Raw genomic sequence first — 13,990 nt, forward strand, 5'->3', positions numbered from 1 at the left:
ATAGTCACCCTACGTGGATCCGTTCTGATGTTGGGCGATCCACGCGTCCATCCGCCCCCACCAGTCAAACAGCCAGTCGATCCGCGCCTGCGCACCGACCGGCACCTCCTCCGGGGGCACAGACCAGAAGCGCATCACGATCCGTTTGTCCATGGGAAGTTCCCGCCACACGTCGGTAATCGTCACCATCCGGTCCAGGCCGGTGTGGGCGACAAAGATGACGCCGGCGTCGGGCGCGGCGTCCAACGCGGCCAATAGCCCGCCCGGCTGCGGGGCAAGCACGTGGCGCATCCGTTCGGCCCGCGACGCCATCAACTCGTGGCCCAGTTCCCGCAGCCGGGCAATCGCCCGCAGACGACGCTTCGGGGTGAAGTTACCGCCCTCGGGAAAGAGCACGAAGGCAGTGTCATCGTCCAGGCCGGTGGCGAGCTGCCCGATCTGTTCGGTCAACGTCGCGCGGCCGTCTGGTCCGGGCGCGAGAAAGCGGTTCGGTAACCGGTTGAGCAGTACGTCGATCGCCGGATCCCACTGCAGGGTGTGCTTGAGCACGATCCGCGGCTCCCGGCGGAACCAGTTGACCAGGGCATGGATCAGAATGAACGAGTCGCCCGGACCGGCGTGCCGACACAACACCAGCTCCGGCCGCCCGGCCAGGGCCGTGTCCGGATCGGCGCCCGCCACCTCAATGGAGAGCCGCAGGGTCCACCGGGCCTGCCAGAACAGCACCCGCAGGAACCAGCCGGCGAGCCGGTAGTGCGCCTGTTCGAACGCCGGGGACCGGACCCGCCAGCCGAACCCGGAGGCGACCCAGAGCACGAAGAGCGCGATCAGTGCCGCCGCGTCCCACACCAGATAGACGAGACCGATCCAGAGCAGTCGCAGCGGACGCAGCCGACCCGGCACGAACGGCGAGGCGGCCAGGGCGAGCAGGGCCCACACCGGCACTGTCGTCACCACGGTGACCGCCAGCGCAACCACACCCGGAGCCAGGAGCACCCGGCGCAGCCACCGGGGTGGTAGGCGCATCAGCGGTCCATCTGGGCCAGGTAGTGCCGCGAGGCCGTGTAGGCCCGGCTGATCCGCCGTCCCACCGCCGCCATGTCGCGGTACGCCCACGGCGAGTCCTCCCGGGGCTGGATGCCGCCGGTCGGCAGCACGTGCACCTGGACCCCGTCGGGCACGGCGGCCAACTCGCGGGCGAACCGGTGCCGGCGGGCGATCTCGAACGCGACCTGGGCGATCTCCCAGGGGCGCCGCGGCGGGCTGAGCTCGCGTTCGATCCGCCCCACCTGAAGCACGAAGATCCGGGTAGCGCCAGCCGCCACCGCCTCGCCGATCGGGATCGAGTTGACCACACCCCCGTCGATGTAGTGCTGGCCATCGATCTGGGCTGGGGGGAGAAGACCCGGCACAGAGGCGCTGGCGAGGACGGCCGGCACCACCGGCCCGGTATCAAACCAGTGCTCGGCGGCCCGCTCGATGTTCGCCGCACAGCAGCGGAAGGGCACCCGCAGGTCCGCGAAGGTGGTGTCGGCGCCGAGCTCCCGCTCCAACAGTTTGCGCAGTGGCCGCGGCGAGTGCAGATGGGTACGCGCGGCGAACCGGCGTAGCTGCCGAGCCACCGAGTCGCCGTACACCTCGCTCGCCTCCGGGGAGGCCCAGAGCCGGACCAGCCGGTCGATGACCGCAGTGGACGGATCGGCGGCCACCAGTACCCCGTTGACCGCACCAATCGATGTGCCGAACACCAGGTCCGGCCGGATGTTGGTGCGGAACAGAGCGCGCAGCATGCCGACCTCGACCGCACCGAGGATGCCGCCGCCACCGAGCACGAACGCCACCGGACCCCGAGCCATAGCTGCCATCCTGGCATGGCTGTGCCGCCCGCCCGCCGGCCCGTCACCCACCTCCCCCAACCCGGACTGATCCGGCCGCCGCCCTCAGCGGAACGTGATGGGGGCGGGTTCTCGCGCGGGGACCACCGCCGAGACGAACCGCTGCAGCACCGCCTCGTAGCCGTCAACCAGCCGGGCGGTGGAGAAGCTCTCCGCCACGTGCGCGACGCAGACCGCCGGGTCCAGTTCGCCCGCCACCCGCAGCGCCGCCGGCAACTCGTCCGCGCTCTCGCAGATCAGACCGGTACGGTCCGGCACGATCAACTCCGGCACGGCACCTCGACGTAGCGCCACCACCGGGGTCCCGGTGGCCATCGCCTCCAGCATGACGACACCGAACGGCTCCTCCCACTGGATCGGCAACACCAGACAGCGGGCGTCCAGGAGCAGGCGGAACGAGTCCCGTCGGTCGGCGTCGAGGATGACGGTGACATCGTCGCCCAGCATCGGCCGAACCACCTCGTCGAAGTAGCGACGTTCGGCTGGCTCGTTGCACTTGCCGGCGAGGACCAGCGGCAGGCCGGCCGCCCGGCAGGCACGGATGGCGAGATCGGGTCCCTTGTCCGGGCTGAACCGGGCCAGCCAGAGCACCGGTCCCCGGCCCGGCTGCGACTTGTGCGGGATGTCTTCGGTGTCCAGCGCGTTGTGCACGGTGCCGACCCAGGGCAGCCGCAGGTTGAGCCGCCGTTGGGCGTGGGAGATGGCTACCAGACCGACGCCTCGGTCGACCTTCTCGAGGACGGTGCCGTACTCCCCGACCGGGTTGCCGTGCACGGTCGCAACGGTGGGCACAGACCGGCGTCCGGCCAACAGGGGTCCGATCGTGGTGTGGTCGTGGACCACGTCGAAGTGTTCCGGAGTGATGAACTGATTCACCTGAACGAGGTGGGCCAGCTCGGGCAGCGCCTCACCCATCCGGTGAAACTTCAGCTCGGCGTCGGTCGAGACGTAGCGGGCGGCGGTCCCGGTCTGCTCACCCGCACCGAAGAGGGTCACCGGATGGCCCCGGGCGATCAGCCCGTCCACCAGGGCAGCGACGACGTACTCCAGGCCACCGTAGCCGGCTGGTGGCACCGATAGCCACGGCGGGACCACCATCGCGATCCGTAGTGGCCGCCCGGCCACGCTGCCGTCCCCGCGGTTACGCGCCACGAGTCCCCCTCCGGCCGCTGGTGGGCACCGCCATGCCCACCAGCGGCACGGCTGCCAGTCGGGGGCGGATTCCCGGTTGCCACCCAAGTAAACGGACAAGCCGGACGAGCGCTCCTGCTGCCCCGGCCGGTCCTGTTTCCCCCTGACGGCGTCTGGAGCTGGGGTGACGGTGGTTCACCCGTCCGGGGTGAACCACCGTCACCACAGACGCGGCGGGTGGTGGAGCCAACCCCCTTGGCTCCACCACCCGCCGCAGGAGGGAGGAGGAAAGTCCTGATCGCAGTGACGCCCTGGGCGGGCATCACTTCTTAGGACGCTTCGGCGAGCGTCACGGTTGCCGTCGCTTCAACATTGTTTCGCTTGTATGTCACATCCACCCGGTCGCCCACCTTGCCGGCCTGGACCACGGCGACCAGATCTTCGGAGTCGCTGATCACCTTGTCGCCGTACCGGATGATGACGTCGCCCTGCTGGAAGCCCGCCCGCTCGGCAGCGCTGTCGGGGAGGACCTCGGCCACCAGGGCACCCCCGCCCTCCGCGGCGGTGACGCTGACACCGAGGGTGGGGTGGCTTACCTTCTCGCCCCGTTGCAGCTTCTCGGCGACGTCCTTGGCCTTGTTACTCGGGATGGCGAAGCCGACCCCGATGTTGCCGGTGCTGCCTTGGCCGCTGGTGGCGATCGCGGTGTTGATCCCGATCACCTCACCCCGGGTGTTGACCAGCGCCCCACCGGAGTTACCCGGGTTGATCGGCGCGTCGGTCTGCAACAGCCCCGAGATCGAGGTGACCCCCGCCGTCGGGTCCTGCTCCGAACCGCCGGCCTGAATGGTGCGGTCCCGCGCGCTCAGGATGCCGGCGGTCACCGACCCCTGCAGGCCCAGCGGACTACCGAGGGCGAGAACCTGATCGCCGACCTGCATCGCGTCGCTGTCGCCGAACTCCGCCGGCGTCAGGTCGCTGACCCCGGCGGCCTTCACCACCGCCAGGTCGGTCTTGGGGTCGGTGCCGGTGATCTCCGCCGACGCCGTCTCGCCGTCGGCGAAGGTCACCAGCACGGTGTCGCCGCTGGCCGTGGCGATCACGTGGTTGTTGGTCAGCACATATCCGTCGGCGGTGAGGATCACGCCCGAGCCCCCGCCGCTGTCGGTGCCGATCGACACCACGCTGGGCTGCACCGCGGCGGCGATCCGCGGCAGGTCGGCGCTGTCGATGATCGGGGCCGCGGAGTAGGTGCGCGTGATGCCGGAGCCATCGCTCAGGGCGAGTGCGAGCGCGCCGCCGGCGACACCGGAGCCGAACATCAGGGCGAGCACCGCGACGCCGGCGCCAATGAACTTCGCCACCCGGCTGCCCGGATTCGGACCGGTTCGCGGCGCCCCCCACGGTGGTGTGGGCTGCCCGGCCAGCTGCGCTGGCTGACCCGGGTAGAACGGGGCTCCGTACCCGCCTGGCTGCCCCCCGCTCCAGGCGGTGGACTGCGGCCCGTACCAGGCAGCGCCGGGGTGCTGCGGCGAGTAGCCGGGGGGATAGGGAGGCCCACCGGGCGGCCCGGCGACGGGCGTGGCGCCGGGCCGGGGGCCGAGCGGCACAGCGGGGTTGACCGACGGCGGGCCGTCCGGGGCCGAGGGCGGCAACACGTCAATGGGGTCGACCGACAGCGGCGTGTCCGGAGCCGAGGTCGGCACCACCTCAGTACGGTCGGCCGGGGTGCCGGCGGATGGCGCGGCGCCACTGTCCGCACCGGGGGTAGCGGCCGAAGAGTCGGACAGGGTGCGCTCGAGGCGGGACAGATCGGCAGTGGGATGCGACGACTCGGCGTCCCTGGGGGTCTGCCGACGCTGCGGGTCGGACTCGTAGTCGGTCATGGAACCACCTTCTCCCCTACCACTTCGATCAGCCTGAAGCCTAGCTGTGGATTGGCTGAAAATTACACCTCGTCACCGGTCGGTGCCGGCGCCAGGGGCAACCGGACCCGAAACGTCGCGCCTCCGCCCGGAGTCTGCGCCACCTCCACCGTGCCCTGGTGGGCGGCGACCAGGGCGGCGACGATCGCCAGGCCCAGCCCGGTCCCGGTGTTGCCACCGGCCCGGCGGGTCCGGGCCGCGTCCACCCGGTAGAAGCGCTCGAACACCCGCTCGGCCTGCTCACCGGAGAGCCCCGGCCCGGTGTCGGCGACCTCCACCACCGCCAACTGACCAGACTCGGAACGCAGCCGTAGCGTCACCGACGCCCCCGGTGGGGTGTGCGTCAGGGCATTGGTCATCAGGTTGCCGATCACCTGCCGCAGACGAGCGTCGTCGCCGTATACCACCAGCGGCCCGGCGCCCGCGACGATGTCCAGTTCAATTCGCCGGTCCGGCGCCACCGCCCGCGCTGCCGCCACGGCGTCGGCGGCCAGCACCGGCAGCTCGACCGGGGCCGGCGAGAGCGGACGCTCCCGGTCCAGCCGGGCGAGCAGCAGCAGATCCTCCACCAGCAGCCCCATCCGGGCCGCCTCGTCCTCGATCCGACGCAGCAGGTCACCGGTCTGCTCGGGATCCCGCGCAGCGCCCTGCCGGTACAGCTCGGCGAAGCCCCGGATGGTGGTCAGTGGCGTACGCAGCTCGTGCGAGGCGTCCGCGACGAACTGCCGCATCCGCTCCTCGGAACGCCGGGCGCGGGACTCGGACGCCTGCGCGTGCGCGGCGGCGTCCCGCGCGGTGGCCTCGGCGGCGCGGGCGGCGGTCTCCGAGGCGGCGCGGGCGGTGAAGGCCGCCTCGATCTGGGTGAGCATCATGTTGAGCGCCCTGGACAGCCGCCCCAGCTCCGAGGTCGGCTGGGGGTTACCCGCCTCGGGGTCCGGCACCCGGCGGGCCAGGTCCCCACCGGCGATCGCGGCGGCGGTCTGCTCGATCTCGTCGAGGGGCCTCAGGCTGGCCCGGACGATGCCCGCGCCGATCGAGGCGAGCAGGAGCAACACCGACGTGCCCACCATCAGATCGATCCAGATCAGCCGCTTGACGGCCTGATCCACCTCGATCAGGTGCTGCCCGACGGCCAGCCACGCTCCGCTCGGCAGCTCCGTGTAGAGCATTCGCCAGTGCACATCGCTGCCCTTGGCGCGGGCGGTGAACGGCTCACCGGCCAGGTCCCGAAACCCCGCGGCGTCCGTCGGCACCGGGGGCAGCTCCCAACTCTCGAACCGGCCTGTGTCGTACACCACGCCTTCGACCAGCCCGGTTTGGGCGCTCGTCACGACGATCAGGTAGTCCGTCGGGAAGATCAGCCGAACCGGCACGTGGAGAGCCTCGCCGGCCTTGAGCCGGGAGTCGATGTTGCTGGCCGAGCCCTCCAACCCCTGGTCAACCTGGCCGATAAGGTAGCTCCGGAGGAAGACGGTGGCCATCGTGCTGATCACCAGGAGCGCGACCGCCACCAGGCTGAGGACCGCGGCGATCAGCTTGACCCGGAGCGGGATCCGGCGCAGTCCGGCCTTCGCCTGTGCGAGGGCGTTCACGCTGCCGGCTTGCGGAGCACGTACCCGACCCCGCGGAGGGTGTGGATCAACCGGGGCTGGGTGTTGTCGACCTTGCGCCGAAGATACGAGATGTACGACTCGACGATGTTGTCGTCGCCCCGGAAGTCGTAGTTCCAGACGTGATCGAGGATCTGCGCCTTGGAGAGCACCCGGTTGGCGTTCAGCATCAGGTACCGCAGCAGCTTGAACTCCGTCGGGGAGAGCTGCACCCGCTGCCCCGCCCGGTGCACCTCGTGGGCCTCCTCGTCGAGTTCGAGGTCGGCGAAGGTGAGCCGGGCCGGGGCCTGCTCACCGCTGGCGCTGCGGCGCAGCACCGCCCGGATCCGCGCGGTCAACTCCTCCAGGCTGAACGGCTTGGTCACGTAGTCGTCGCCGCCCAGGGTCAGCCCACGGATCTTGTCGTCGGTGGCGTCCCGCGCGGTCAGGAAGACGACCGGGGTACGGGTGCCCCCCTCGCGCAGCAACCGGATGACCTCGAACCCGTCCAGATCGGGCAGCATGATGTCCAGCACGACCAGATCGGGGCGGTGTGTCTTCGCCGCGCTCAACGCGGCGCTGCCGCTGGTCGCGGTCGCCACGTCGAAACCAGCGAAGCGCAGGCTCGCGGAGAGCAGCTCGAGAATGTTCGGGTCGTCCTCGACGACGAGCAGTCGAGCCTCGGTCTGGGTAGCCGCCATGCGGCCATCATCCGCGACCCGACTGCGACACGCCTGGGTGATTCCTGAATGAATTCTGTGAGCGGACGAGGCGACCTGGCCACCTGGGCGGCTGCGACATGACCATGGCAGGCTGCCAGGCGGACCGGCGACCGGGCTGGCTCCGATCGGAGGTGAACGACGTGATCATCGGCTCGCGGTACAACGGCCCGCCGGGCTCGGGGAACGGCGGGTGGAGCGCGGGTACGTTCGCGGTGGCCGCCCAGGGTGCTTCGCTACCGGCGCCCGGCGGGCGCCCTCGACGCGACGCCGAGCCGGTGGAGGTGACCCTACGCCGACCCCCGCCGCTGGAGACGCCGTTGACCCTCGACACGGGCGAGGTCCGCGACCCCGCAGGCCGCCTCGTCGCCGAGGTCACGACAGTTGCCCCGTTCGACCCGGTGGCGGAGCCGGTGGACCTGGCGACCGCCCGGGCCGCCGCCGCCGACTACCCCGGGCTGGTCAACCACCCGTTCCCCGGCTGCTACGTCTGCGGCCCGCAGCACGCCGACGGGCTCCGGATCTTCCCTGGTCCACTCTCCGACGGGCGCACCGCCGCCCCGTTCCGGGCTCCGGAGGAAGCGGACGTGGTCACCACCTGGGCGGCGCTGGACTGTCCCGGAGGCTGGTCGGTGATCGCCCCCGGCCGGCCGTACCTGCTGGGCCGAATGTCCGCGGTGGTGCTGGCCACACCGCACCCCGATGACGAGTGCGTGGTGACCGGGGTGTTGGCCGGCGTCCAGGGCCGCAAAGCCGAGGTGCACAGCAGCTTGTTCGCCCCGGACGGTAGTCTCCTCGGCTACGCGCGCGCCACCTGGATCGCCGGATAGCAGCTGGACATCGGTCCCGGCTCCGCTGCCGGGCCGCAGGTGGCTCACACCGCCCGGCAAGGCCAACGAGGGCGATCACCGACATGAACGTGGGAGAAGAATGACAGACGGACGGTCGAGCCCCAACACCACAGGCGAGATCGTGGTCTCCCGGCTGACGAAGATCTACGGCAACGCTCGCGCGGTCAACGACCTGTCGTTCCGGGTGGAGCCGGGTCGGGTCACCGGGTTCCTGGGCCCGAACGGTGCCGGCAAGACCACCACGCTGCGCATGCTGCTGAACCTGGTCACGCCGACGGCTGGCCAGGCGACCATCGGCGGGCGCCGGTATGCCGACCTGACCGACCCGGTGCGGCACGTCGGCGCGGTGCTGGAGGCGTCCAGCGCACACAAGGGGCGCACCGGCATCAACCACCTGCGGGTGATCTGCACCGCGGCCGGGCTGCCCCGTTCCCGGGCCGACGAGGTGCTGACCCAGGTCGGTCTGGCACCAGCGGCCCAGCGCAAGTTCAAGGGCTACTCGCTGGGCATGAAGCAGCGCCTGGGCATCGCCGCGGCGATGCTCGGCGACCCCCGGGTGCTGATTTTGGATGAGCCGGCCAACGGGCTCGACCCGGAGGGCATCCGGTGGATGCGCGGTTTCCTCAAGAGCCTGGCCGCCGAAGGGCGCACGGTCCTGGTCTCCAGCCACCTGCTGTCGGAGATGCAGCTTCTCGCGGACGATGTCGTCATCATCGCGGCCGGCCGGCTGATCCGGCAGGGCCCGGTGGACCGGGTCATCGGCTCGATGGCGCAGACCGCCCGGGTTCGGGTGCGCTCCCCGCAGGCCGAGACGCTGCGGGCCGCGCTCGAGCAGCAGTCGGCGACAGTGGACGTTGACGACCAGGGGGCCCTGCTGGTCCGGGGCGTGGACGCACCGACGATCGGCAGGGTGGCCCTGGCCGCCAGCGTGGAGCTGCATGAACTAGCCACCGAACGTCCTGACCTTGAGGGCGTCTTCCTCGAGCTGACGGCCGGAAAGGCGGGCATCCGATGAGTAACCTGGTCCGAGCCGAGCTGGTCAAGATCCGCACGACCAGCACCTGGTGGATCATGACTCTGATCTACCTGCCACTGTGGGGTATCACGTTGGCGTTCAACTGGTTGCAGACCGACGCGCTCACCCGGACCCGCCTCGACGACGTGCCGGCGGAGCAGTCCGAGGCGGTGGGGGCGGTCGCCCAGCCGGACGCGCTGGCGGCCAACCTCTACACCAACGGTCAGTTCTTCGGCCTGCTGATGGTGATGCTGCTCGGCATCGTCGTGGTGACCGGTGAATTCTTCCACCAGACCGTGACCACCACCTTCCTGACCACCCCGCGGCGGAGCGCGGTCGTCCTGGCCAAGCTCGCCGCGACCGCCTGCCTGGCACTGATCTTCTGGCTGGTGACGACCAGCGCGAACCTGCTCGCCGGGCCAGCGGTCCTGGAGGTGGTCGGGGTGAGCGCCCAGTGGGGCAGCGCCGCCTGGGAGGCCGTTGCGCTCAACGGGCTGGCCTACCTGCTCTGGGCGTTTTTCGGGGTCGGCCTGGGGACACTCATCCGCAGCCAACTCGGCGCCACCGTCACCGGAATTCTGCTGTACCTGGGAGGCACGATCGGGGCGCTGACCGTGCTCGTCATGGCCGCGAACCGCTTCGGTGACTGGATCAACAACCTGCAACTGCTGGTGCCGTCGTTGGCCTCGGCGCTGATGACCACCGGTGTCGACATTCCGGGGGAACCACCACGCTGGGCGGGCGCTGCCGTACTCATCGGGTACGGGCTGCTCTCCGGGCTGATCGGCATCCTCATCATGCGTCGGCGGGACGTCTCCTGACGGATCCGTCAGGAGACGGCCTACCTGCCCGAAAGGGCAGGTAGGCCCGTCCGCGCTGATGGGTTCGGGCCGCCTACCAGGAGGTGGCAGGACGCGCGGCGATGGACGCACTTCTGGCAATTTCTGTGAAACCCCCCGCGGAGCCGAGTCGGAAACTCCTATTGGTTGGGTACGGCGTAGCCTGGAGCCCGACTCGTGTGTCCGGGAGCCCCCGGCGTTCGGCGTAACCCACAAACTCGCGTGAAAGAGGCGATACCGGCCGTGTCGACCCAGCAGACCTCGCAGGAGAACCCACTGGCGGGTTTCGGCCCGAACGAGTGGATCGTCGAAGAGATGTACCAGCGGTACCTCACCGACCCCACCAGCGTCGACCCGGCCTGGCACGACTTTTTCGCCGACTACCGGCCCACCCCGGGCCCGGGAGAGACGCGGGATAACGAGCCGGCCGCGAAACCGGAACCCGACGGCCGGCCCGAGCCCTCCACCGCCCCGCCCGCTGCCACCCCGGAGCGCACATCCGTGTCGACCAAGGCCACCCCCAGCAAGCCCGCTCCCAAGCCGGCCGCCACGAAGCCGGCCGCCAAGCCCGCCCCCGCCAAGCCCGCCCCCGCGAAGCCGACCGCCACGCCGACCTCATCCGGCCCGCAGACCGCACCGCTACGTGGGGTCGCCGCCAAGATCGTCCAGAACATGGACGCCTCCTTGAGCGTGCCGACCGCGACCAGTGTGCGTGCCGTCCCGGCCAAGCTGCTGGTGGACAACCGCATCGTGATCAACAACCACCTCGCCCGGGGCCGCGGTGGGAAGGTCAGCTTCACCCACCTGGTCGGATACGCGCTGGTCCGCGCGCTGGCGATGCACCCGGAGATGAACAACTCCTTCGCCGTCGTGGACGGCAAGCCGGCGCTGGTCCGCCCCGAGCACGTCAACCTCGGAATCGCGATCGACCTGGTCAAGCCGGACGGCAGCCGCAACCTGGTGGTGCCCTCCATCAAGGCCTGCGAGCAGCTGGACTTCCGTCAGTTCTGGCAGGCGTACGAGGATGTGGTCCGGCGGGCTCGGAAGAACGAGCTGACCATGGAGGACTACGGCGGCACCACCATCTCGCTGACCAACCCCGGCGGCATCGGCACCGTGCACTCGATGCCACGACTCATGACCGGCCAGAGCGCGATCATCGGCGTCGGCGCGATGGAGTACCCGGCGCCGTACCAGGGCATGAGCGAGGGCACCCTTGCCGAGCTGGCGGTCAGTAAGGTCATCACGCTGACCAGCACCTACGACCACCGGGTCATCCAGGGCGCGCAGTCCGGCGAGTTCCTCAAGGTGATGCATGAGGTGCTCCTCGGCGAGCACGGCTTCTACGACGAGATCTTCACCTCGCTCCGCATCCCGTACGAGCCGGTGCGCTGGATGCGCGACGTCGCGATCGACGGCGAGGGTCAGATCAACAAGACTGCCCGGGTCCACGAGCTGATCCACGCCTACCGGGTGCGGGGCCACCTGATGGCCGACACCGACCCGCTGGAGTTCAAGATCCGCAAGCACCCGGATCTGGACGTCCTCCAGCACGGGCTCACCCTCTGGGACCTGGACCGCCAGTTCCCGGTGAACGGCTTCGCCAGTCGGCAGCGGATGAAGTTGCGTGATGTCCTCGGCGTGCTCCGGGACACCTACTGCCGCCGGGTCGGCATCGAGTACATGCACATCCAGGACCCGGAGGAGCGGCGCTGGATCCAGCAGCGGGTTGAGCGCAAGTACGAGAAGCCGGCGGTCAACGAGCAGAAGCACGTCCTCAACCGGCTGAACGCCGCGGAGGCCTTCGAGACCTTCCTGCAAACCAAGTACGTCGGCCAGAAGCGCTTCTCGTTGGAGGGGGGCGAGTCGCTGATTCCGCTGCTCGGCGAGGTGTTGGAGGCCTCCGCCGAAGGTGGGCTGGACGAGGTCGTCATCGGCATGGCGCACCGGGGCCGGCTGAACGTGTTGGCCAACATCGTCGGCAAGCCGTACGAGAAGATCTTCTCCGAGTTCGAGGGGCACCTGGACCCGCGTTCCACACAGGGCTCCGGCGACGTGAAGTACCACCTCGGGCAGAACGGCAAGTTCACCACCCCCGACGGCGAGCACTCGGTCAAGGTCTCGGTGGTGGCGAACCCGTCGCACCTGGAGGCCGTTGACCCGGTGCTGGAGGGCATCGTCCGGGCCAAGCAGGACCGGATCGACCTCAAGCTGGAGGGCTACACCGTACTGCCGCTGGCGGTACACGGGGACGCGGCCTTCGCCGGCCAGGGAGTCGTCGCCGAGACGCTGAACCTGTCCCAGCTACGCGGCTACCGCACCGGCGGCACGGTGCACGTGGTGGTCAACAACCAGGTCGGCTTCACCACCGCGCCGGAGTACAGCCGCTCCAGCCTCTACAGCACCGACGTGGCCCGGATGATCCAGGCACCGATCTTCCACGTCAACGGCGACGACCCGGAGGCCGTGGTGCGGGTCGCCCAGCTGGCCTTCGAGTACCGGCAGACGTTCAACAAGGATGTCGTCATCGACCTGGTCTGCTACCGGCGACGCGGGCACAACGAGGGCGACGACCCGTCGATGTCGAACCCGGAGATGTACCGGATCATCGACTCGAAGCGATCGGTTCGCAAGCTCTACACCGAGGAGCTGATCGGGCGCGGCGACATCACCGTGGAGGACGCGGAGGAGCTGCTGCGCGACTACCAGGCGCAGCTGGAGCGGGTCTTCAAGGCCACCCGGGACGCCGCCACCGCACCCCGTCAACTCAGCCGCCCGAAGCGGGAGGATGAGCCGGAGCCACCGGTGGAGACCGCCACGGACGCCGATGTCATCCGGGCGGTTGGCGAGGCACACCTCAACCTGCCGGAAGGCTTCACCCCGCACAAGCGGATCCAGCAGCTGCTCGACCGACGGGCCAAGATGGCCAGCGAGGGCAACATCGACTGGGGCTTCGGCGAGATCATCGCCTTCGGTGCGTTGCTGCACGACGGGGTCACCATCCGGCTCGCCGGCCAGGACTCGCGCCGCGGCACGTTCGTGCAGCGGCACGCCTCCGTTGTCGACGCCGAGACCGGCGACGACCACCTGCCCCTGGAGGCGCTCACCGCCGGCGGTGAGCGGTCCCGGTTCTTCGCGCACGACTCGCTGCTGTCCGAGTATGCGGCGATGGGCTTCGAATACGGCTACTCGGTGGAGAACGTCAACGCGCTGGTCTGCTGGGAGGCCCAGTTCGGTGACTTCGTCAACGGTGCCCAGTCGGTGATTGACGAGTTCATCTCCTCCGGTGAGGTGAAGTGGGGTCAGCGCTCCGCGGTCACACTGCTGCTGCCGCACGGCCACGAGGGCCAGGGCCCGGACCACACCTCCGGCCGTCCGGAACGGTTCCTCCAGCTCTGCGCCGAGGACAACATGCGGGTGGCGATCCCGACGACGCCGGCGAACTACTTCCACCTGCTGCGTCGCCAGGCCCTGTCGCCGAAGCGCAAGCCCCTCATCGTCTTCACGCCGAAGTCCCTGCTGCGGCACCGGCTCTGTGTCTCACAGGTCGAGGACTTCACCAACGGCACCTTCCAGCCGGTGCTGCCCGACGGTGGCACCCCCGCCCCAGAGCAGGTGAAGCGGGTTCTGCTCTGCTCTGGCAAGGTCTACTACGACCTGTTCCAAGCCCGGCAGGATCGCGGTATCACCGACACCGCGATCATCCGGGTCGAGCAGCTCTACCCGATGCCGATCGAGGAAATTCGGGCCGCACTCGCGGCATACCCGAACGCGGTGGACTTCGCCTGGGCCCAGGAGGAGCCGGCCAACCAGGGTGCCTGGTCTTTTGTTGCGCTCAACATGCTGGAGCACCTGGACGGGGTACGGCTACGCCGCATCTCCCGCCCAGCGGCAGCCGCCCCGGCGGTCGGCTCGGCCAAAATGCACGACGTCGAGCTCTCCGCCCTGCTCGACGCCGCACTCCCCCGCCCGTAGGTACCACCCAACCCGTGCTGGTGGTGGGGGCTGGGACACTGTCCCGGCCCC

General features: G+C 69.9%; 10 protein-coding genes. 4 read left to right on the top strand and 6 right to left on the bottom strand.

The annotated features are described in order from the left end of the window. Window positions 1–9: 9 nt before the first annotated feature. The 6 genes from SALPAC6_RS0104420 to SALPAC6_RS0104445 all read right to left on the bottom strand — a co-directional run bounded on the left by SALPAC6_RS0104420 (window position 10) and on the right by SALPAC6_RS0104445 (window position 7,241). Window positions 10–1,026 (bottom strand): 1-acyl-sn-glycerol-3-phosphate acyltransferase, encoded by a 1,017-nt coding sequence (locus tag SALPAC6_RS0104420; protein ID WP_018252233.1) that lies wholly within the window; start codon window positions 1,024–1,026, stop codon window positions 10–12. Then, window positions 1,026–1,856 (bottom strand): patatin-like phospholipase family protein, encoded by an 831-nt coding sequence (locus SALPAC6_RS0104425; protein WP_018252234.1) that lies wholly within the window; start codon window positions 1,854–1,856, stop codon window positions 1,026–1,028. The genes SALPAC6_RS0104420 and SALPAC6_RS0104425 overlap by 1 nt, the downstream gene beginning before the upstream one ends. 84 nt (window positions 1,857–1,940) lie before the next feature. After that, complete coding sequence (locus SALPAC6_RS0104430; RefSeq protein ID WP_018252235.1) at window positions 1,941–3,047, bottom strand: glycosyltransferase family 4 protein; 1,107 nt, start codon at window positions 3,045–3,047, stop codon at window positions 1,941–1,943. Between the two features lie 308 nt (window positions 3,048–3,355). Beyond that, window positions 3,356–4,912 (bottom strand): S1C family serine protease, encoded by a 1,557-nt coding sequence (locus tag SALPAC6_RS0104435; protein WP_018252236.1) that lies wholly within the window; start codon window positions 4,910–4,912, stop codon window positions 3,356–3,358. Between the two features lie 62 nt (window positions 4,913–4,974). Then, window positions 4,975–6,543 (bottom strand): sensor histidine kinase, encoded by a 1,569-nt coding sequence (locus tag SALPAC6_RS0104440; RefSeq protein WP_018252237.1) that lies wholly within the window; start codon window positions 6,541–6,543, stop codon window positions 4,975–4,977. Then, window positions 6,540–7,241 (bottom strand): response regulator transcription factor, encoded by a 702-nt coding sequence (locus SALPAC6_RS0104445; RefSeq protein ID WP_018252238.1) that lies wholly within the window; start codon window positions 7,239–7,241, stop codon window positions 6,540–6,542. The genes SALPAC6_RS0104440 and SALPAC6_RS0104445 overlap by 4 nt, the downstream gene beginning before the upstream one ends. 104 nt (window positions 7,242–7,345) lie before the next feature. Here SALPAC6_RS0104445 and SALPAC6_RS0104450 point away from each other — a divergent pair, with 104 nt between their 5' ends. From SALPAC6_RS0104450 to SALPAC6_RS0104465, 4 genes are all read left to right on the top strand, one after another. Next, entirely contained in the window at window positions 7,346–8,089 is a 744-nt protein-coding gene (locus tag SALPAC6_RS0104450; protein WP_188115278.1) for a hypothetical protein, read from the top strand. Between the two features lie 100 nt (window positions 8,090–8,189). Next, on the top strand, window positions 8,190–9,125 hold the full coding sequence (locus tag SALPAC6_RS0104455) for an ABC transporter ATP-binding protein (protein WP_018252240.1): 936 nt from the start codon (window positions 8,190–8,192) through the stop codon (window positions 9,123–9,125). Next, window positions 9,122–9,946 carry an ABC transporter permease subunit gene (locus SALPAC6_RS0104460; RefSeq protein WP_018252241.1) on the top strand — a complete coding sequence of 275 codons (825 nt, stop codon included), beginning with the start codon at window positions 9,122–9,124 and terminating at the stop codon, window positions 9,944–9,946. The genes SALPAC6_RS0104455 and SALPAC6_RS0104460 overlap by 4 nt, the downstream gene beginning before the upstream one ends. 261 nt (window positions 9,947–10,207) lie before the next feature. Further along, window positions 10,208–13,939 carry a multifunctional oxoglutarate decarboxylase/oxoglutarate dehydrogenase thiamine pyrophosphate-binding subunit/dihydrolipoyllysine-residue succinyltransferase subunit gene (locus SALPAC6_RS0104465; RefSeq protein ID WP_018252242.1) on the top strand — a complete coding sequence of 1,244 codons (3,732 nt, stop codon included), beginning with the start codon at window positions 10,208–10,210 and terminating at the stop codon, window positions 13,937–13,939. Window positions 13,940–13,990: the final 51 nt, after the last annotated feature.

The organism is Salinispora mooreana (assembly GCF_000379065.1).
GTDB classification, from domain to species: domain Bacteria; phylum Actinomycetota; class Actinomycetes; order Mycobacteriales; family Micromonosporaceae; genus Micromonospora; species Micromonospora mooreana.

Bases quoted from the DNA above. Each gene is read 5' to 3' on its own strand.
- SALPAC6_RS0104435 (WP_018252236.1), bottom strand. From the start codon at position 4,912: ATGACCGACTACGAGTCCGACCCGCAGCGTCGGCAGACCCCCAGGGAC.
- SALPAC6_RS0104445 (WP_018252238.1), bottom strand. From the start codon at position 7,241: ATGGCGGCTACCCAGACCGAGGCTCGACTGCTCGTCGTCGAGGACGAC.
- SALPAC6_RS0104460 (WP_018252241.1), top strand. From the start codon at position 9,122: ATGAGTAACCTGGTCCGAGCCGAGCTGGTCAAGATCCGCACGACCAGC.
- SALPAC6_RS0104455 (WP_018252240.1), top strand. From the start codon at position 8,190: ATGACAGACGGACGGTCGAGCCCCAACACCACAGGCGAGATCGTGGTC.
- SALPAC6_RS0104420 (WP_018252233.1), bottom strand. From the start codon at position 1,026: ATGCGCCTACCACCCCGGTGGCTGCGCCGGGTGCTCCTGGCTCCGGGT.
- SALPAC6_RS0104425 (WP_018252234.1), bottom strand. From the start codon at position 1,856: ATGGCTCGGGGTCCGGTGGCGTTCGTGCTCGGTGGCGGCGGCATCCTC.
- SALPAC6_RS0104450 (WP_188115278.1), top strand. From the start codon at position 7,346: ATGGCAGGCTGCCAGGCGGACCGGCGACCGGGCTGGCTCCGATCGGAG.